At 74.0% G+C, this 18,049-nt stretch carries 18 protein-coding genes; 4 read left to right on the forward strand and 14 right to left on the reverse strand.

What is annotated here, in order from left to right:
* Window positions 1-112: 112 nt before the first annotated feature.
* From PAI11_RS14990 to PAI11_RS15000, 3 genes are read right to left on the reverse strand one after another with little or no spacing between them, the layout of a single operon-like run.
* Window positions 113-316, reverse strand: coding sequence for a hypothetical protein (locus PAI11_RS14990; RefSeq protein WP_007576318.1), 204 nt, complete (start codon window positions 314-316; stop codon window positions 113-115).
* A gap of 19 nt (window positions 317-335) precedes the next feature.
* The gene (locus tag PAI11_RS14995) at window positions 336-1,679 is read right to left on the reverse strand and encodes an argininosuccinate synthase (RefSeq protein WP_138974339.1); all 1,344 of its coding nucleotides are present in this window, start codon (window positions 1,677-1,679) and stop codon (window positions 336-338) included.
* Window positions 1,680-1,736: 57 nt separating this feature from the next.
* Window positions 1,737-3,080, reverse strand: coding sequence for a hemolysin family protein (locus PAI11_RS15000; protein ID WP_007576320.1), 1,344 nt, complete (start codon window positions 3,078-3,080; stop codon window positions 1,737-1,739).
* 79 nt (window positions 3,081-3,159) lie between these two features.
* On the opposite strand from PAI11_RS15000, the gene PAI11_RS24555 reads away from it, so the two are divergent.
* On the forward strand, window positions 3,160-4,053 hold the full coding sequence (locus tag PAI11_RS24555) for an alpha/beta hydrolase (protein ID WP_007576321.1): 894 nt from the start codon (window positions 3,160-3,162) through the stop codon (window positions 4,051-4,053).
* 45 nt (window positions 4,054-4,098) lie between these two features.
* Here PAI11_RS24555 and PAI11_RS15010 read toward each other — a convergent pair whose 3' ends face one another.
* Window positions 4,099-4,725 carry a DUF4389 domain-containing protein gene (locus PAI11_RS15010; protein ID WP_050897261.1) on the reverse strand — a complete coding sequence of 209 codons (627 nt, stop codon included), beginning with the start codon at window positions 4,723-4,725 and terminating at the stop codon, window positions 4,099-4,101.
* 112 nt (window positions 4,726-4,837) lie between these two features.
* On the opposite strand from PAI11_RS15010, the gene PAI11_RS15015 reads away from it, so the two are divergent.
* Window positions 4,838-5,473, forward strand: coding sequence for a hypothetical protein (locus PAI11_RS15015; RefSeq protein ID WP_007576323.1), 636 nt, complete (start codon window positions 4,838-4,840; stop codon window positions 5,471-5,473).
* A 70-nt stretch (window positions 5,474-5,543) separates the two neighbouring features.
* On the opposite strand, the gene PAI11_RS15020 is transcribed toward PAI11_RS15015, so the two are convergent.
* Window positions 5,544-6,737, reverse strand: coding sequence for an aspartate aminotransferase family protein (locus tag PAI11_RS15020; RefSeq protein WP_007576324.1), 1,194 nt, complete (start codon window positions 6,735-6,737; stop codon window positions 5,544-5,546).
* Between the two features lie 34 nt (window positions 6,738-6,771).
* The gene (argB, locus tag PAI11_RS15025) at window positions 6,772-7,668 is read right to left on the reverse strand and encodes an acetylglutamate kinase (RefSeq protein WP_007576325.1); all 897 of its coding nucleotides are present in this window, start codon (window positions 7,666-7,668) and stop codon (window positions 6,772-6,774) included.
* Between the two features lie 159 nt (window positions 7,669-7,827).
* Here argB and PAI11_RS15030 point away from each other — a divergent pair, with 159 nt between their 5' ends.
* The gene (locus tag PAI11_RS15030) at window positions 7,828-8,058 is read left to right on the forward strand and encodes a FitA-like ribbon-helix-helix domain-containing protein (protein WP_007576326.1); all 231 of its coding nucleotides are present in this window, start codon (window positions 7,828-7,830) and stop codon (window positions 8,056-8,058) included.
* Window positions 8,055-8,456 carry a type II toxin-antitoxin system VapC family toxin gene (locus tag PAI11_RS15035; protein WP_007576327.1) on the forward strand — a complete coding sequence of 134 codons (402 nt, stop codon included), beginning with the start codon at window positions 8,055-8,057 and terminating at the stop codon, window positions 8,454-8,456. The genes PAI11_RS15030 and PAI11_RS15035 overlap by 4 nt, the downstream gene beginning before the upstream one ends.
* A 305-nt stretch (window positions 8,457-8,761) precedes the next feature.
* On the opposite strand, the gene argJ is transcribed toward PAI11_RS15035, so the two are convergent.
* The 8 genes from argJ to rpmI form a co-directional block, all read right to left on the reverse strand.
* Complete coding sequence (gene argJ, locus PAI11_RS15040; protein WP_007576329.1) at window positions 8,762-10,078, reverse strand: bifunctional glutamate N-acetyltransferase/amino-acid acetyltransferase ArgJ; 1,317 nt, start codon at window positions 10,076-10,078, stop codon at window positions 8,762-8,764.
* Window positions 10,079-10,808: 730 nt separating this feature from the next.
* A complete protein-coding gene (locus PAI11_RS15045; RefSeq protein ID WP_040600489.1) occupies window positions 10,809-11,183 on the reverse strand; it encodes a hypothetical protein in 375 nt (124 codons plus the stop codon).
* Window positions 11,184-11,650: 467 nt separating this feature from the next.
* Window positions 11,651-12,742, reverse strand: coding sequence for an N-acetyl-gamma-glutamyl-phosphate reductase (argC, locus tag PAI11_RS15050; protein ID WP_007576330.1), 1,092 nt, complete (start codon window positions 12,740-12,742; stop codon window positions 11,651-11,653).
* Window positions 12,735-15,233, reverse strand: coding sequence for a phenylalanine--tRNA ligase subunit beta (gene pheT / locus PAI11_RS15055; protein ID WP_007576331.1), 2,499 nt, complete (start codon window positions 15,231-15,233; stop codon window positions 12,735-12,737). Before pheT ends, argC begins: the two co-directional genes overlap by 8 nt.
* A complete protein-coding gene (gene pheS / locus PAI11_RS15060) occupies window positions 15,230-16,360 on the reverse strand; it encodes a phenylalanine--tRNA ligase subunit alpha (RefSeq protein ID WP_007576332.1) in 1,131 nt (376 codons plus the stop codon). Before pheS ends, pheT begins: the two co-directional genes overlap by 4 nt.
* Before the next feature lie 206 nt (window positions 16,361-16,566).
* Window positions 16,567-17,334 carry a TrmH family RNA methyltransferase gene (locus PAI11_RS15065; protein WP_040600490.1) on the reverse strand — a complete coding sequence of 256 codons (768 nt, stop codon included), beginning with the start codon at window positions 17,332-17,334 and terminating at the stop codon, window positions 16,567-16,569.
* A gap of 113 nt (window positions 17,335-17,447) precedes the next feature.
* Window positions 17,448-17,813, reverse strand: coding sequence for a 50S ribosomal protein L20 (gene rplT, locus PAI11_RS15070; RefSeq protein ID WP_040600491.1), 366 nt, complete (start codon window positions 17,811-17,813; stop codon window positions 17,448-17,450).
* Window positions 17,810-18,010, reverse strand: coding sequence for a 50S ribosomal protein L35 (gene rpmI / locus PAI11_RS15075; RefSeq protein WP_007576334.1), 201 nt, complete (start codon window positions 18,008-18,010; stop codon window positions 17,810-17,812). The genes rplT and rpmI overlap by 4 nt, the downstream gene beginning before the upstream one ends.
* Between the last annotated feature and the right edge of the window lie 39 nt (window positions 18,011-18,049).

Consider the following 18,049-nt stretch of genomic DNA (forward strand, 5'->3'; position numbering starts at 1 on the left):
GGCGCGACCGCGGGCGCGGGCCTCCTCGGCCACCCGCAGCCGCAGCTCCGCCGCCCGCGCCAGCGGGCCGGTGTCCGCCGCCGGCTGCTGCTCGGCGTCCATGGCGGCCCCGTCAGGCACCCGGCCCCGGGCTCCCGAGGCGGTCGCGCGAGCGGATCGCCCAGGCGGTGCCGCCGACGGCGGCGGCACCGAGCAGCACGATCGCGCCCTTGCGCGCCTTGCGCTTCAGCCCCAGCCGCCGGACCACGTACCAGCGAGCGGCCCGCCAGGTGACCCAGCCCAGCAGCGTGTAGAAGCTCCGCTCCGGTCCGCGCATCGACCGAACCCTAGACCAGCTACGCCCCGGTGCCGGTATCGAACTTGCCGTTGGCCAGGCGCCACGCCAACCGCGACTGCAGCGACCAGAGTTCGATGAAGCCGGGCGAGGCGTCCTGGGCGAAGAGGCCGCCGGACTCCGAGAAGGTGGCCAGCTGGGCGTCGTAGACCGCGTTCGGCGACTCGCGGGTCACGACCCGGGCCGAGCCCTTGTAGAGCTTCATCCCGATCGTGCCGGTCACCCGCAGGTTGACGTGCTCGATGTAGGCCTGGATGTCGGTCCGCAGCGGCTCCCACCAGAGGCCGGCGTAGACCAGGTAGGCCCACTTCTGGTCCAGCCCGGGCTTGAACTGGTTCTGGTGGATCGTGCCGACGAGCCGCTCGAGCTCCTTGTGCGCGGGCAGGATCACGGCCGCGGCCGGCACCTCGTAGATGTCGCGGACCTTGAGCCCGACGATCCGGTCCTCGATGTGGTCGAGGATCCCGACGCCGTGCTTGCAGCCCAGGCGGGCGGCCTCCTCGAGCAGCGGCACGATCTCCATCCGCTGCCCGTTGAGCGCGACCGGCACGCCGGCCTCGAAGGTCACGGTGACGATCTCGGGCTCGTCCGGCGCCTCCTCCGGCCGGGTCACCAGCTGGAAGACGTCGTCCTCGGGCGCGTGACCGAGGTCCTCGATCCAGCGGCCCTCGGACGAGCGGCCCCAGAGGTTGTCGTCGATCGAGTACGGCGCGGGCTGGCCCTCGGGCGCGTTCTTGACCGGGATGCCGTGCTCGCGGGCGTAGGCGATCTCCTCGTCGCGGCCCATCGCCCACGAGCGGACCGGCGCGATCACCTTCAGCTCCGGCGCCAGGGTCGCGATCGTGGCCTCGATCCGGACCTGGTCGTTGCCCTTGCCGGTGCAGCCGTGGGCGATCGTGTCGCAGCCGTGACGGCGGGCGTACTCGCAGGCCAACTTGGCGATCAGCGGGCGCCCGAGCGAGGTGAACGCCGGGTAGCCGTCGCCGTAGTTGACGTTGGCCTTGATCGCGGGGATCAGGTACTCATCGGCGAACTCCTGGCGGGCGTCGTGGACGATCGCCTCGACCGCGCCGAGGGTGCGGGCCTTGCCGGTGACCTCGTCGTAGTCCTCGCCGGGCTGGCCCAGCTCGACCGTCAGCGCGACGACCTGGGCCTGGTACTCGTCCTGGATCCACTTGAGCATCACGCTCGTGTCGAGCCCGCCGGAGTACAGCAGCAGGACCTTGCGAACCTCGTCCTTGTCGGCGAGGTAGGAGGCGACCCGGGTCCGCCCCGGGTCCGCCACGCGTCGCACCTCGGTGTGGTCGGCTGAGGGGTCGGTTGCGGGGGTCAGCGGCTCGGACATGCGGGCTGGAGCGTAGCGTCGCGAAGCCCGTTCCTGCCGTGCGATCGGGCGCGGGCGTCAGTCGTCGTCGGGCGCGGGTTCGACCCCGGCCGGACCGAGCACCCGGATCATCCGGATCCGACCCTCCGCGACCTCCTCGACCTCGACCCGGCGACCGAACAGCTCCAGCTCCTCGCCGGGGCTCGGGAGCCGGCCGATCGTCTCCAGCAGATGGCCGCCGACGGTCGCCTCGTGGATGTCGCTCTCGTCGATCACGATCTCGAGCCGGTCGAGCAGCTCGTTGACGCCGGCCTCGCCGTCGACCAGCAGGCCGTCGGAGTCGATCCGGATCAGCCGCTCGGCGTCGCGGTCGAACTCGTCCTCGATCTCGCCGACGAGCTCCTCGATCACGTCCTCGACGGTCACGATCCCGACCGCGGTGCCGTGCTCGTCGATCACGATCGCCAGGTGCTGGCGGGCGCGGCGCATCTCGCGCAGCGCCGACCCGACGAAGGCCGCGTCGCCGACCCGCACGACCGGGCGCGCCAGGTCGACCAGCGACGGGCGGCGGTCCTCCAGCAGCGCGGCCAGCAGGTCCTTCGCGTGGACGACCCCGTGCGCGCCGTCGAGGCCCGCGTCCTCGGGGCAGAGCGGCATCCGGGTGACGCCGGTCTCGACCGCCAGGTGGGCGGCCTCCTCCAGGGACTCGTCGTCGTGGACGAGCACGGCTTTTCGCCGCGGGACCATGACCTCGCGCACGCGCCGGTCGTCGTACTCGAAGACGTTCTCGGTCAGGCGCCGCTCGGCGGGGTTGATCTCGCCGCCCTCGTTCGCCTCGCGGATGATCTGCAGCAGCTCGCGCTGGGTGTGCGGCGACGACCCGGCCTCGCTCGCGGGCGGGATCCCGAACGGCTTCAGCAGCAGGTTGCCGAGCCCGTTGAAGAGCTGGACCACCGGCCGGGTCAGCAGGTAGAAGGCCCGCAGCAGCGGCATCAGCGCCAGCACGACCGGCCCGGTGCGGGCGATCGCGGCGCTCTTCGGCGCCAGCTCGCCGGCGACTACGTGCAGCAGGGTGATGATCGAGAAGGCCAGCACGCTGGCGAGCGCGACCGAGCCGATCTTCGCCCCGTCGCCGAGGATCGGGTGCAGCAGCTCGTCGAAGGCCGGCTCGCCGAAGGCGCCGAGGCCGAGCGAGGCGAGCGTGATCCCCAGCTGGCAGGCGGCCAGGTAGGCGTCGATGTGATCGACCGCGTGGCGCACCGACTTGGCGCCCGGCCGGCGGGCCGTGACCCAGTCCTCGATCTGGCTGTCGCGGACGCGGGCGAGCGAGAACTCGCTGGCGACGAAGAAGCCGTTGGCGAGGACCAAGAGCCCGGCGACCACCAGCTCGACGGCGACCGTGCCCCCTGAAGCGAGAACCATGTGCGCCCGAACGGTATCGCGCCCGCAGGCGGTGGTGCCGGCGGCCCTCGCGAGCGCCGGAACCGCGATGATGTCGCCGATGCGTGACGGTGGCACCGTGTCGCCCCGCGCCCGCGCCCTGCGTCGGGCCGTCCTGCTGCTGGCGGTGGCGCTCGTCCTGGGGACGCTGGTGGCGGTGGTCGCCCGCAACGGCGAGGGCTCGTCGCTGCCGCCGGTCGACGTGCCCGAGACGGCGACCAAGGGCACCGCGGTCACCCGCTACGAGCTGCGCAGCCGGGCCGCCGAGCGGCGGCTGGTGCAGACCGTCGTCGTCCCGCCCGGCGACACCCGCGGCCGCCCGCTGCTGGTGCTGCTGCACGGCAAGGCCCAGGACCCGGCAACGCTGGCGGGCGATCCGCTGCGGGCCGCGCTGGCGCGGCTGGGCGACCGCGCGCCGGTGGTGCTGCTGCCGGCCGACGACGGCGGCTCCTACTGGCACGACCGCCAGACCGGGCGCTGGAGCGCGTACGTGCTGGGCGAGGCGATCCCGACGGCGATCCGCCGGCTCGGGGTCGACGGGCGCCGGGTCGCGATCGGCGGGATCTCGATGGGCGGCTCGGGCGCCTACGCGCTGGCCCAGGAGGCTCCCGGGCGGTTCTGCGCCGTCGGCGGGCACTCGGCGGCGCTCTGGCTGTCGGCGTCGGCGTCGGCTCCGGGGGCGTTCGACGACCGTGCCGACTTCCGCCGCCACGACCCGGTCGCGCCGGTGCGGGCCGGCCGGGTCCGCTATCGCGTGCCGCTGTGGCTGGACGCGGGTGCCCAGGATCCGTTCCGCGGGGCCCAGCGGACGTTCGCGGCCGCGCTCCGCCGCAACGGCGAGCAGGTGACCGTCCGCTCGTGGCAGGGCGGCCACGAGCAGCGGTACTGGGACCGGCACCTGGCCGCCTACCTGCGGTTCTACGCGGACGCGCTGGCGCGCTGCCATCGCAGGTAGCGGCGGGTCCCGGCCCGCGCCCGTCGCCGGGCGCGGGCGGGTGGATCAGCCCTGCAGGCCGCCCGGGATCGGCGCGGTCGGCACCGCCGGCCCGTCGGCCTCGTTGTCGAACGACGGGAACTTCTCGGTCAGCAGCGAGCCGTAGACGCCCGCGCGGGCCGTGTAGCCGAGGCAGAAGACCTGCGCGCTCTGCAGCCCCTCCGGCTGCTTGCCCGTCACGATGATCACGAGCCAGGACAGGAAGGCGATCACCATCGCGGCGATCCCCAGCAGGTACATCACGATGTAGACCGGGATGAAGAGGATCGCGCGGAAGAAGGCCAACAGGCGGCTGTACTGCTCCTTCGGCGGTCCGATCGCCAGCTGGATCGGATACTCCGGGTCCTCGCTGCCGTTGAACGGCGGGTAGACGTCGGTCAGCAGGTACAGGTAGCCGTTGACCCGGGCGACGTAGCGCTGCAGGCCCGCGACGAAGCCGTAGATGCCGGCCGGGTACTTGGCCGTGATCACGACCGCGAACCAGGCCGCGATCACGGCGAAGAGGCCAGCGATCGCGTAGAAGAACAGCACGAAGAAGTGCGGAATCGCCATGAAGTAGCGGAAGAACGTCGTCAGGCGACTGCGTTTCGCCTCGTACGCGACGGCGTAGCTGACGGTGTCTGGAGGTGTCACAGGAAGGCTCCCATCGTGGTGCGTGGACGCGAGAGGTCTATTGGTCCCGGCGCCGTCGCGCAACCCCAGTTCTCCGACCTGCCACACGGCGCCGCCCGCTAGCGTCCCCGCCGTGGAGCCGGTCCCGATCCAGCAGGCCCGCGAGCGCTACGCGCAGCTGATGACCGGTCCCCGTGGGCTGCTGGAGCTGGCGGACGACGAGGATCCCCGGGCGCAGCTCATCCCGGCGTCGGCGCTGGTCTTCGCGCTTGGCGCCTGGGAGTCCACCTGCGAGGAGCTGCTGCGGGCCGCCGCGGTCGCCGTGATCGGCGCGGCCCGCCGCCCCGAGGACCTGCCGAAGGCGATCCGCGAGACGCTGGTCGAGGTCGTCGGCGAGCCGGGCGAGCCGTGGGAGCACGTGCTGCGGCGGCTCGGCGGCGGGTGGCACAAGGCCGCGATCCGGCACATGGGCCGATCGCTCGAGGGGCGCTTCCGGCACTGGAACACCCCCAGCGCCGACGGCGTCGACCGGCTGGCGCAGCAGGTCGCCGGGATGGCGCCGATCTCGCCCCGCTGGCCGGACGTCGACGGCCACCCCGGCGCCGACGTGCTGGCCGACGCGATCGCGCGCCGCGGCCGCGCCGTCCACCTGGCCCGCAACGACCTCGGGATCGACGACGTCGCCACCGTGCTGGACCTGCTGGACGGGATCGTCGACGTCACCGCGCGGACCGTCGGCCGCCGGATCCAGCACCTGCCGCCGGTCTGAGCGCGCGATCGCGCGGGACCGGTGCCCGTTCGACGGCACGTGGCGCCGGCCGCGCGCCGGTGGCGGCGCGCTAGCGCGCCGCGAGCCCGGCGCCGATCCGCGCGACGCCCTCGTCGATCTGCTCGTCGCGGATCGTCAGCGGCGGCAGCAGCCGCAGGGCGGTCGGGCTCGGGGCGTTGACCCAGACGTCGTGGTCCGTGATCAGGCGGACCGCCAGCTCGGCGGTCGAGCCGTGGCGGGCGACCGCGTCGGCGTCCAGCTCGACGGCCAGCATCAGCCCGCGGCCGCGCACGTCGGCGACGCCCGGCAGCGCCCGCAGGCCGGCCGCGAACCGCTCACCGGCCTCGCCGACCCGGGCCAGGAAGCCCTCGCCGGTGACGACGTCGAGGACCGCGTGGGCCGCCGCCGCGGCCACCGGCCCGCCGGCGAAGGTCGAGCCGTGGTCGCCCGGCCGGAAGGTGTCGTACAGGTGCGGTCCGGTGATCAGCGCGCCGATCGGCAGGCCGTTGGCCAGCGCCTTGGCGACGGTGATCGCGTCGGGCACGATCCCGGACGCCTCGTAGCTCCAGAGCGTGCCGCTGCGGCCGACGCCGGTCTGGATCTCGTCGACGATCAGCAGCGCGCCGTGGGCGTCGCAGGCCTCGCGGGCGGCGGCCAGCACGTCGTGGCCGATCGGCAGCACGCCGCTCTCGCCCTGGATCGTCTCCAGCAGCACGGCGGCCGTCCCGTCGTCGACGGCGCCGGCAACCGCCTCGGCGGTCGCCGGAACGGCCCGGAAGCCGGCCACCAGCGGCGCGAACGGCTCCTGCTTGGCCTCCTGCGGGGTCGCCGAGAGCGCGCCGTAGGTGCGGCCGTGGAACCCGCGGTGGAGGCTGATGACCTCTCCCCCGCGCTTGTGGCGGCGGGCGAGCTTGATCGCCGCCTCGTTCGCCTCGGCCCCCGAGTTGGTGAAGAAGACGCCGCCGCCGAGCGAGCTGCGCGAGAGCCGCCGGGCGAGCGTCACCGGCCCCTCGAGGTGCATCAGGTTGCTCGTGTGGAGCAGGCGGCCGGCCTGCTCGACGATCGCCATCGTGACCGCCGGGTGGGCGTGGCCGAGCGACGTGACGCCGAGCCCGCAGAGCAGGTCCAGCACGCGGCGGCCGTCGGCGGTGTGCAGCCAGACGTCGGCGCCGGACGTGACGGCCACGGGCATCCGGGCGTAGGTCGGCAGGACGTGGTCGCGCTCGATCGCCTCGAGCTGCTCCAGGGTCAGTGGATCGGTCATGCGGGGAGGTCCTCGGGTGGGCGGACGGTGGCGCTCAGCGCGCGGGCCGGATCTGGGTGCCGCAGCCGTCGTCGGTGAACAGCTCCAGCAGCACCGAGTGCGGCTTGCGCCCGTCGACGATCGAGGCCGCGCCGACGCCGCTGTGGACCGCGTCGACGCAGGCCTGCAGCTTCGGCCGCATCCCGCCGGAGATGCCGTCGAGCGCCTGCTCGACCTCGTCGGTCCCGGCCTGCACGATCAGGCTGTCGGGATCCGCCGGGTCGCGCAGCCAGCCCGCGACGTCGGTCAGGAAGATCAGGCGGGTGGCGCCGGTCGCACGGGCGACGGCGGCCGCGGCCTCGTCGGCGTTGACGTTGTGCGAGCGACCCGCCTCGTCGGAGCCGACCGACGCGATCACGGGCACGAAGTCCTCGGCGACGTGATCGATGACGCCGGTGTCGACGCGGGTGACGCGGCCGACGAAGCCGACGTCCTCGCCCCCGGGGCCGGTCGTCGTCTCGACGCGGAAGAGGTTGCCGTCGTCGCCGGAGAGCCCGACGGCCGGCTGCCCGTGGCGCCCGATCCGGACCACGATGTCCTTGTTGACCTTGCCGATGAGGACCATCTTGGCCACCTCGACGGTCTGCTCGTCCGAGACCCGCAGGCCGCCGCGGAACTCGACCGGCAGGTTCAGGCGCTCCATGTACTCGGTGATCGCGGGGCCGCCGCCGTGGACGACGACGACGTTGACCCCGACGTACTTCAGCAGCGCGATGTCGCGGGCGAACTCCTCGCGCAGCTCGGGGTCGGTCATCGCCGCGCCGCCGTACTTGATGACGATCGTCCGCTCGCGGAACTGGCGGATGTAGGGCAGCGCCTCCAGCAGGGTCCCGACGTCGCGAACGCCGAGGCCGGACGGGGTCGCTGACGGCTCGGCTGCGGGTTCGGGCATCGGCGCAGAGGCTATCGCCGCGGTCGCCGTCGGCGGAGCGTCGCCGGTCGCGGGCACGAGCCGGGTTCGAGCCCCCGGGGTGCCAGTCGGAGTCGACCCACCGCGCAGGAGGGCGCCAGGTTGCTTGCGGTGGCGCCATTTCGGCGCTACGTTCGCCGGGTGAGCACCGTCCAGGTCAAGAACGTCCCGGAGGACGTCCACCGGATCCTGCGCCAGCGGGCAGCCGGCGAGGGCCGCTCGCTGCAGGAGTACCTGCTGCTGCGGCTGATCGAGGAGGCCCGACTGCCGACGCTCGAGGAGGTCCTGCGGGACGCCGGCGGGCGGGCCGGCGGGCGGCTGTCCCTGAGCGACGCGGTCGCGGCGGTCCGTGACGAGCGCGACGGCCCTTGATCGTCGTCGACGCATCGGTGCTGGCGGTCGCGCTGGCCGACGACGGCGAGGACGGCGACCTGACGCGGGCGGAGCTGGCGACGGCGCGGCGGCTGAGCGCGCCTCAGGTCGTTGACCTCGAGGTCACGTCGGTCTGGCGCCGCGCCGCCCGGTCGGGCCGGCTGGAGCCGCGACGGGCCGCCCTCGCCTTCGCGGACCTGGAGCGACTGCCGCTGCGCCGGGTCGCGCATTCGCCGCTGCTGCCGCGGATCTGGGAGCTGCGCGACACCGTGACGGCCTACGACGCCGCCTACGTCGCGCTGGCCGAGCTGCTCGCCGCTCCGCTGCTGACGGCGGACGCCCGGCTGGCCGGCGCGCCCGGCCCGCGCTGCGACTTCCGGCTCGTCGGCGGGGCCTGAGCGGCCGCTCCATCAGCCGCCCAGCTCGGGGGCGGCCAACGCGGCCAGCTCGGTCCGGTTGGCGACCCCGAGCTTGGCAAGCCGGTACGCGTGGCCGGGGCCGGCGGCGCGGCGGCCGAGCGGCGATCCGGCCGTTGTGACGTTTCGGTCGCCCAACGACCGGAACGTCGCCGCCACGCCGCCACCGCACCACCGGCGACCCGACCGATGTGGCGTTCCGGTCGCTCAGCGACCGGAACGTCCCGCTCCAGGCTCGCCTTGGCCTGCCCAACGCCCCGCATCGCCCCGGGCCCGGCCGCCACGCGTCAGGTCGTGTACTCGGCGTTGAGCGTCACGTACTCGTGGCCGAGGTCGCTGAAGTACAGCTCGCTCTCGTTGGCGTAGGCCGCGGCCGTCCCGGGGGCGCCGTCCTCGACCGTCGGCGCGCCGATCGTCACCTCGTAGTCGACCTCGGGGCCCTGGACCAGGGCCGCGAGCGCCGGCCGGTCGAAGGGGACCTCCTGGCCGTCGCGGCAGATCTCGACGCCCTCGATCCGAACGCCGACCGGGGTCAGCCGCGGGCCGGGCAGGACCGCGCCGACGGCCTGGACGATCCGGCCCCAGTTGGGGTCGCCGCCGTAGAGGGCGGTCTTGACCAGCGGGCTGTTGCCGATCTGGCGGGCGACGCGCTCGCAGGCCGGGCCGTCGGGACCCTTGACCACGATCCGGCCGACCCGGCGGGCCCCCTCGCCGTCGGCGACGATCAGCAGCGCCAGCTGGCGCAGGAGGGCGTCGAGCGCCAGGCCGAAGCGCTGCTCGTCGGCGCTCTCGGGCGCGACCGCGATCCCGCTGGCGCCGGACGCGATCAGGACCGCGGTGTCCGATGTCGAGAGCTGGCCGTCGACGGTGATCCGGTCGAAGCTGCGCTTGACGGTGACGCCCAGCAGCAGGTCGGCGGTGCGCGGCTCGAGGACCGCGTCGGTGGTGATGAAGCAGAGCATCGTCGCGAAGCTCGGCTGGATCATCCCGGCGCCCTTGCAGACCGCGTGCAGAGTGACCTCTCCACCGGAGAGCGCGACCTTCAGCGTGGCGGTCTTCGGGAACAGGTCGGTGGTCTCGATCCCCCGCCGGAAGTCGTCGTCGCCGTCGGCGCGCAGCTGCTCGCCCGCGGTCGCGACCCCGCGCGGGACGACGTCCATCGGCAGCGGCACGCCGATCACGCCCGTGGCGGCGACCGCGACCCGGTCGGCGTCGACCCCGGCGGCCTCGGCCGCCGCCTGGCGAACCTGCCGGGCGGTCTCGAACCCGTCGCGACCGGTGCCGGCGTTGGCGTTGCCGCTGGTGACGACGACGGCCCGCAGCGCCTCGAGCCGCGACGTCTCGCGGGTGACCAGGACCGGCGGCGCCGCCGTGCCCGAGCGCGTGAACCGCGCCGCGCTGACCGCCTCGGGCGCGTCGCAGACCAGCAGCGCCACGTCGTGCTTGCCCGACGGCTTGATCCCGGCGTGGATCCCGGCGGCGCGAAACCCGAGCGGCAGCCCGCGGTCGGCGACTCCCACGATCGTGTCCGGGACCTCGACCCAGCGGGAGCGGAAGAACGGCGGAGCGGTCGCGGGCGTCGGGGCGGTGGTCGGGTCGGGCATCGGGGCGAATGTAGCGGTGAACCCGCGATGGAGGTGCCAACGCTGGGACGGCGTGATCATTGAAGGCGGCGCCGCGCCGGCGGGCTGCCGCGAGCGCTTGGCGCGGCGCCCGCGTGAGCGGGTTCGCCGCTGGGGCCCTCCACCCTCGTGGAAGACGACTTGGGCCCGGTAGCCGGAGTTGACGGGCGAAGGACAACCACCTTCGACGGCCGACAAGAATCGAACCGTCACCGAAGCCCCGGGAAGATCAGGCTGCATCATGGGCGCAGGACCTGCGGACGCCGCTGACGCGTCCCTTGGCGTTGGTCCGACGCGGCTGCACCTGTCCGCCCCGAACTGCCGCGCCGCCGGCCCTCCTCCCGCGCTCAAGCCCGATAGCGAGGCCATCCATTCGGGCGGCCGGTCCCAGCCATCGGGGACCGCACAGCGGGCGGCGTCGCCCACACCGGCCGCCCGGTACGACCGATCCAAACGATCGCGACAGCACCCCCACCAGCGACGACACCGGCCAGCACCAGCGCAGGCACAAGCGGCGCACCCACGCCAATCGCGACCGCGATCAAGATCAAGCTCCCGCTCCAGACAGCGTCGGCCGCCGCACGACGCGCGTGCCGCAGATCCTCCACATCGAGAGCCGCCCCAGCAGGCAAGCGCCACGCGGCACGAGCCGCACGCACGGTCCCGGGCATCACCAACAGACCCCAGAACGCACCCACCAGCACGATCGGCCTCACCGCCGAGGCTCCTTCCCGAACTGCTCAGGCGGGCGCCGCAGCACAGGCGGCGTCAGACGACGAGGACGACCGTACCGCGCCACGGTGATCGCCAAACCCGCGAACACCATCGGCACGACAGCGAAGACACCAGCGACGACCTTCTCGACCGGCGACCCCTCGCCCGGGCCCACTGCCGCCAACACCAACCCGAGGATCCCGAATGAGAATGCTGACAGGGCAATCGGGAGCGCCGCGGCGTGCTGCGCCACCCGATGCTGCCAACGCAATGGCACTTCGCCCTGCCATCGCCAAGCGCGCCTCGCCATCAGCGCCCCGAGCAACGAGAAGAGGAACCCGACGCCAGCCAACATGAGCCCGTCCATGCTCATTCGCCCAGACCGAAGAGGTCGCTCAAGGCGTCGCCAGCCAGGCCGCCGACCGCAGAGCCAAGCCCGCCAAGGACCAACGAACAGGCTGGTGCACCGATGGTGCAGAGGCCGCCGGCTGTAGCTCCCACTCCACCGAGCGTAGCCGAGAACCCTGTCTTGATGGCGCTCCTTGCGACGTTCTTCCCGCGAGCGACGTCGTAGCCGAAGGCCCCCGCGGTTGCGAGCCCTCCAAGGAGCTTCGCCTGGCCCAGCCCTTGCTCCGCACGTGTGACGCTGTTGCCGAAGCGCCTGACGCGCCCGTCCTCGCGAAGCGTCGGAGCCCCGGTCAGGCGACGAGCCTTCAGCGATCTCTCGGCTCGCCCGGCACGACGCGTCGCAACGCGGGCGTCCCGGAGCGCATCTCCCTGCCAGCCGTTCGACACACCGCCGATGGTGGCCAGGCCCTCGCCCGGGCCGCGGCGCGCCGCTCAGGCCTGCAGGCCCTCGTCCTCGGGACGGCCGAAGGCCACGTTCAGCGACTGGATCGCCTGCGACGAGGTGCCCTTCCAGAGGTTGTCGATCGCGCCGAAGGCCAGGATCCGTCCGGACAGCGGGTCGACGTGGGTGCGGATCCGGGCGATGTTGGTCGCCAGCACGTCGCGCATCCCCGGCTCGGCCTCGGTCAGCTCGACGAACGGCTCCTCGCCGTATGCCTCGCGGAACAGCTCCGCGACCTCGTCGGCGGTCACGTCGCGCGTCGGCCGGACGTAGCAGGACACCAGCTCGCCCTGGTCGACCGGCAGCAGGTGCGGGACGAAGACCGGCTGCAGCGCGGCGTCCATCCCCTGCCCCGCCAGCTCCTGGCGGATCTCGGGCTGGTGACGGTGCCCCGCGACCCCGTAGGCGTGGGCGTTCTCGGAGACCGCCACGTAGTGGGTCCCCCGCGCCAGCTTGCGGCCCGCGCCCGAGACCCCGGTCTTGGCGTCGATCACGACGTCGGCGACCAGCCCCGCCCGCGTCAGCGGCGCCAGGGTCAGGATCGCCGCGGTCGGGAAGCAGCCCGGGCCGGCGATCAGGCGACTCGCCTCGCGGACCCCGGCCAGCGCGGCGCGGTGGACCTCGGGCAGGCCGTAGACCGCCGTCCCGAACAGGTCGGGCGCGACGTGGACGTCGCCGTACCAGTGGCGGTAGGTGTCGGCGTCGCGCAGCCGGAAGTCGGCCGAGAGGTCGAGCACCAGCAGCCCGGCGGCGTGCAGCGCCGCGACCGCCTCGCTCGACGCCCCGTGCGGGTAGGCCACGATCGCCACGTCGTGGGCGGCGGCGATCGCCTCGAGGTCCGGCTCCTGGAGCGCGACCGGCACGCGGTGGTGCGGGTACAGCTCGTCGAGCCGCATCCCCGCCTCGGCCCGCGCGGTGATCGCGCCGAGGGCGAAGTACGGGTGGCGGTGCAGCAGCGCGGCGGCGAGCGCCCCGGCGAACCCCGAGGCGCCGAGCACGGCGACCCGCGGCGCGTCGGCCGCCGACTGGGCGCTCTGGCCCGGCAGCGTGACCGACGACGTCCCACCTGCCCCCTCAACCACGGAGCGTCCCTCCCACCCGCTCCGCCAGCGCGGCCACGATCCGCTCGCGGACGCCGCTGATCTCCTCGTCGTCGAGCGTCCGGTCGGCCGCCCGCAGCCGCACGTGCAGCGCCAGCGAGACCTGCCCCTCCGGGATCCCCGTCCCGCGGTAGGCGTCGAAGACGCCGACCTGCTCCAGCAGCGGCCCGCCGGCGCCGCGCGCCGCCTCGACCACCGACGCCGCGGTCACCTCGTCGTCGACGATCACCGCCAGGTCGAAGCGCGCGTCCGGGAACTGGCCGACGTCGCGGAAGTCGACGTCGGCGGGTACCAGCGGCAGCAGCTGGTCGAGGTCGATCATGAAGACCGCCACCTGCGGCAGGTCCCAGCGCTCGGCGACCCGCGGGTGGACCTCGCCGAGCAGGCCGACCTGCAGCGGCCCGTCCGGCCCGTCGCCGTTGCGGCGCGCGCCGCCCGCGGGCGTCACCAGCACCCGCGCGGCGCGCCCGGGGTGCAGGAACGCGACCTGGTCGGTCGCCTCGACCGACCAGCCGTCGATCCCGAGCGCGCCGAGAAGCGACTCGAGCAGGCCCTTGGCGGCGAACAGGTCGTCCTGCACCAGCGCGGCGATCGCGAGGTGCTCGAACGGCATGTCGGGCCGCCGCGGGTCGGGCGCGTCGCGGAAGACGGTCCCGGTCTCGAAGATCCGGACGTCGTCGACGCCGCGGGCGCGGTTGCGGCGCGCGATGTCCAGCAGCGAGATCAGGATCGTCGGCCGCAGGACCGCGTGGTCCTCGCTGAGCGGGTTGTCCAGGCGCACCGCCGCGGCCCGCGGGTCGTCCGCCGAGAGGCCGAGCCGCTCGGCGGCGCCGGCGTCGGTGAACGACCAGCCGGCGACCTCCTGCAGGCCGCGGCCGACCAGCACGTCCTCGGCCCGCCGCCGGGCCCGCTGGGCGGGCGTCAGCGTCGCCGCGGTCAGCCGCCGGCGGACCGGCAGCGTCGGGGCCAGGTCGGCGACCACGCCGATCCGCGCGATCTCCTCGATCAGGTCGATCTCGCGGGTGATGTCGTCGCGCCGCTCCGACGGGACCAGCACCAGCTGCTCGCCCTCGCCTTCGGCCGTCTCCGGCGACGTGTCGGCGACCATGAACCCGAGCGACGCCAGCAGCTCGGCCTGCCGGCGCCGCGAGACCGCGGTCCCCAGCAGCCGGGTGACGCGCGCCTCGCGCAGGGCGATCGGCTGCTGCGCCGGCCGCTCGCGCCAGCCGCCGACGTCGATCGTGCCGCCGACCTTGCGACCGCCGGTGACCTCGTGGATCAGCCGCGTGGCCAGCGCCTGCGCCCAGGCCGCCTGCTCGGGCGCGAGGCCCTTGGCGTTGCGCGAGGCGGCCTCGCTGAAGAGCCCCAGCCGCTGCGCGGTGCGGTGGATCGTCGGGCCGTCCCAGTTGGCGACCTCGAGCAGCACGCGGGTGGTTCCCTCGTGGACCTCGGAGCGGGCGCCGCCCATCACGGCGGCCAGCGAGGTGATCCCCTCGTCGTCGGCGATCACCAGCTCGCCGGCCTGGACCGTGCGCTCCTGGTCGTCGAGCGTCCGCAGCTGCTCGCCGTCGGTCGCCTCGCGCACCACCAGCAAGCCGCCGGCGATCCGATCGGCGTCGAAGGCGTGCAGCGGCTGGCCGGTCACCAGCATCACGTAGTTGGTGACGTCGACCACGTTGTTGATCGGCCGCTGGCCGGCCGCGGCCAGCCGCGCCTGCAGCCAGAGCGGCGACGGGCCGACCGTGACGCCGTCGAACAGGCGGGCGGTGAAGCGCGGGCAGCGCGGCGTCCGGACCTCGACCGAGAAGCCGTCGATCGCGTCGCCGGCGGGGTCGGGATCGCCCGCCTCCTCGTCCAGTCCCCCGGCGCGGGTCCAGGGTGCCGGCCGCAGCGCGGCGCCGGTGGCGGCGGAGACCTCGCGCGCGATCCCGTACAGGCCCAGGCAGTCCGGGCGGTTGGGGGTGATCTCCAGCTCGAGCACGTCGTCGGCGTGCGGCAGCACGTCCGACAGCGGCGTCCCCGGCGGGATCTCGCGGGCGCCCGGGAGCTGCTCGTCGAGCGCCAGGATCCCGTCGTGGGCGTCGCCGATCCCCAGCTCGCGGGCGGAGCAGATCATCCCCTCGGAGACCTGCCCGCGGAGCTTCGCGCGCTTGATCTTCGTGCCGTCGGGCATCACCGTCCCGATCTGGGCGACCGGCACGACCTGGCCGGCGGCCACGTTCGGGGCGCCGCAGACGATCTGGACCGGCTCGTCCCCGCCGGTCGCGACGCGGCAGACCTTCAGCCGGTCGGCGTCGGGGTGCGGCTCGGTCGCCAGCACCCGGCCCACGACCACCGTCTCCGGCGTGAGGATCCCGTGGTGGAGCAGCCGATCGAGCTCGGTGCCGGTGACGTTGAGGCGGGCGGCGATCTCGGTCGCGTCGCGACCGGCGACGTCGACGAGCTCGCCGAGCCAGCTGAGAGGAACCCTCATGCCCACTGCTCCAGGACGCGGACGTCGTTCTCGTAGAGGAGCCGCAGGTCGGGCACCCCGTAGCGCAGCATCGCGATCCGCTCGATCCCCATCCCGAACGCGAAGCCCTGGACGGCCTCGGGGCTGTAGGCGTCGTCGCCGCGCGCCTCGCCGACCGAGCGCAGGACGTTCGGGTCGACCAGGCCGGAGCCGAGGATCTCGATCCAGCCGGTGCCCTTGCAGAGGCCGCAGCGCGGATGGCCCGCGAGGTCCTCGCGGATCCCGGTGCCCTTGCAGGCGAAGCAGCTGACGTCGACCTCGACGCTCGGCTCGGTGAAGGGGAAGAAGTGCGGCCGCAGCCGGACCTCGCGCTCGTCGCCGAAGATCGAGCGGGCGAAGCTCAGCAGCACGCCCTTGAGGTCGGCCAGCGTGATGTCGACGTCGACCCAGAGCCCCTCGACCTGGTGGAACTGCGGGGTGTGGGTCGCGTCGCTGTCGGGGCGGTAGACGCGGCCCGGGACGATCACCGCGATCGGCGGATCCTCGCGCTCCATCGTCCGGATCTGCATCGGCGACGTGTGGGTCCGCAGCAGGCGGCCGCTGCCGCCGTCCTCGGCCCGCGGGTCGCCGGCCCGCTCGACGGCCGGCAGGTTCGCCGACGGCGCCAGGTAGAAGGTGTCGGAGCGGTCGCGCGCCGGATGGTTCGGCGCGTGGTTGAGGGCGTCGAAGTTGTAGTGGACCGTCTCCGTCTCGGGCCCCTCGAGGACGTCGAACCCGAGGCCCAGGAAGACGTCCTCGATCTCGCGCCGGACGCGCGTGATCAGGTGCAGCCCGCCGACCGGCTCGCGGCGGCCGGGAAGGGTCACGTCGACGCGGTCGGCGACGAGCCGGGCGTCGAGCTCGCCGGCGGCCAGCTCGGCGATCCGCGCCTCGAGCGTCTGCTGCAGCGCCTGGCGGGCCTGGTTGGCGGCCTTGCCGACGGGGCCGCGCTGCTCGGGCGGCAGCTCGCTGACCCCGCGCAGCATGTTGGGCAGCTCGGCCTTGCGCCCGAGGAGCCGCACCCGCAGCTCCTCCAGCTCGTCGGTGGTGGTGGCCGCCGCGACGTCCGCTTCTCCCGCGGCACGCAGCTGGGCGATCCGGTCGATCATCGAAGGCGATGGTACGAGAACCGCGCCGCCGGACCCGGTGCGCCCGACGCTCGGCCGCGGTTCGAGTCCGGCGGGGCGGGCCTACGATCGTCGTCTCGGCATGGCCGGCGCGGCGAGCCGGCGATCGTCCGGGCTCGGCACATCGCTCTGCCGTCTCGGCGTCGCGCCCGTCGTGAGACGGCGATCGTCCGGCCGCCGCCGGGCGCTCAGCGCTCCCGGGCCAGCTCGTAGAGCGCGACCGTCGCCGCCATCGCCGCGTTCAGCGACTCGGCGCCGCCGATCGGCAGGTGCGCGACCCGGTCGCAGGCCGCCACCACGTCGTCCGGCAGCCCGTCGCGCTCGGCCCCGATCAGCAGGCTGACCCCGCCGCCGGAGGCATCGGCCAGGGCCGGCGCGAGCCATGCCGCATCGGCGCGCAGGACCTCGCCGCTGCGCAGCGCCAGCGCCACCGTCAGCCCAGGCAGCTCCGCCGGCCCGTCGGCGCGGGCCAGCGGCAGGGCGAACAGCGAGCCCATGCTGGCGCGAACCGCCTTCGGCCCGTGGGGGTCGGCCGTTCCCGGTCCGATCGCGATCGACGACGCGCCGAGGGCGTGGGCGGCGCGGATCGCCGTCCCGACGTTGCCGGGGTCGCGGACGCCGTGCAGGTGCAGGCAGCGGGGGCCGGCGGCCGCGTCGGCGAACCGCTGCCGGTAGACGCCGAGGACCCGCGTTCCCGAGCCCAGCGACGAGGCCGACGCCAGCAGCGCCGGAGCCACGATCGTCGCTCCCGCCAGGTCGATCCCGTGCTCGCGCAGCTCCGGCTCGCTGCCGGCGGCCACCAGCAGGTCCTCGGCGACCCAGCCGGCGGCGGCCGCCGCCGCGACGAGGTCTTCGCCCTCGGCGACGAAGAGGCCGCTGCGGGCCCGCTCGCGGCGCCGATCGAGCAGCGCTCGGACCTGCTTGATCCGCGGGTTGCTGGGGGAGCTGATGTCCACTGGGCGATTCTCCCCGAGAACGACGAGATCGGTGGTCCAGACGCACGAAGGGCGCCCGTTGCGGACGCCCTCGAACTCCTGCTGCGCGGCGGCCGAGCGGCCGCCGACGACGATCAGGCCTTGGCGGCCAGCGCGTCCTTGGCGACGGTCGCGATCGCCGAGAACGTCTCGGCGTCGGTCACGGCCAGGTCGGCGAGGTTCTTGCGATCGACCTCGACGCCCGCCAGCGACAGCCCGTGGATGAGCTGGCCGTAGGTCAGGTCGTTGAGGCGCGCGGCGGCGTTGATGCGCGTGATCCACAGCTTGCGGAAGTCGCGCTTGCGGTTGCGCCGGTCGCGGTAGGCGTAGACGCCCGCCTTGAGCTGGGCCTCCTTCGCCTCCTTGTACGTGTTGTTCGCGCGGCCGACGTACCCCTTCGACCGCTCGAGCGTGGCACGGCGCTTCTTGCGCGCGTGGACGGAGCGCTTGACGCGAGTCACTTGCCCTCTCCCAGGAGTCGCTTGGCCCGCGGTGCGTCAGCACTCGACAGGATCGCGTCCTTGCCGAACTTGCGCTTGCGCTTCGGCGACTTCTTCCCGAGGATGTGGGACGACATCGCGTGACGCGCCTTCACCTTGCCGGTTCCGGTGGTCTTGAAGCGCTTCTTCGCGCCCGAGTGGGTCTTCTGCTTGGGCATGCGGATCGGGAATTGTGCCAGATCCTCCGGGCGCGTGCG

Origin of the sequence: Patulibacter medicamentivorans (genome assembly GCF_000240225.1) — a bacterium.
Taxonomy (GTDB): domain Bacteria; phylum Actinomycetota; class Thermoleophilia; order Solirubrobacterales; family Solirubrobacteraceae; genus Patulibacter; species Patulibacter medicamentivorans.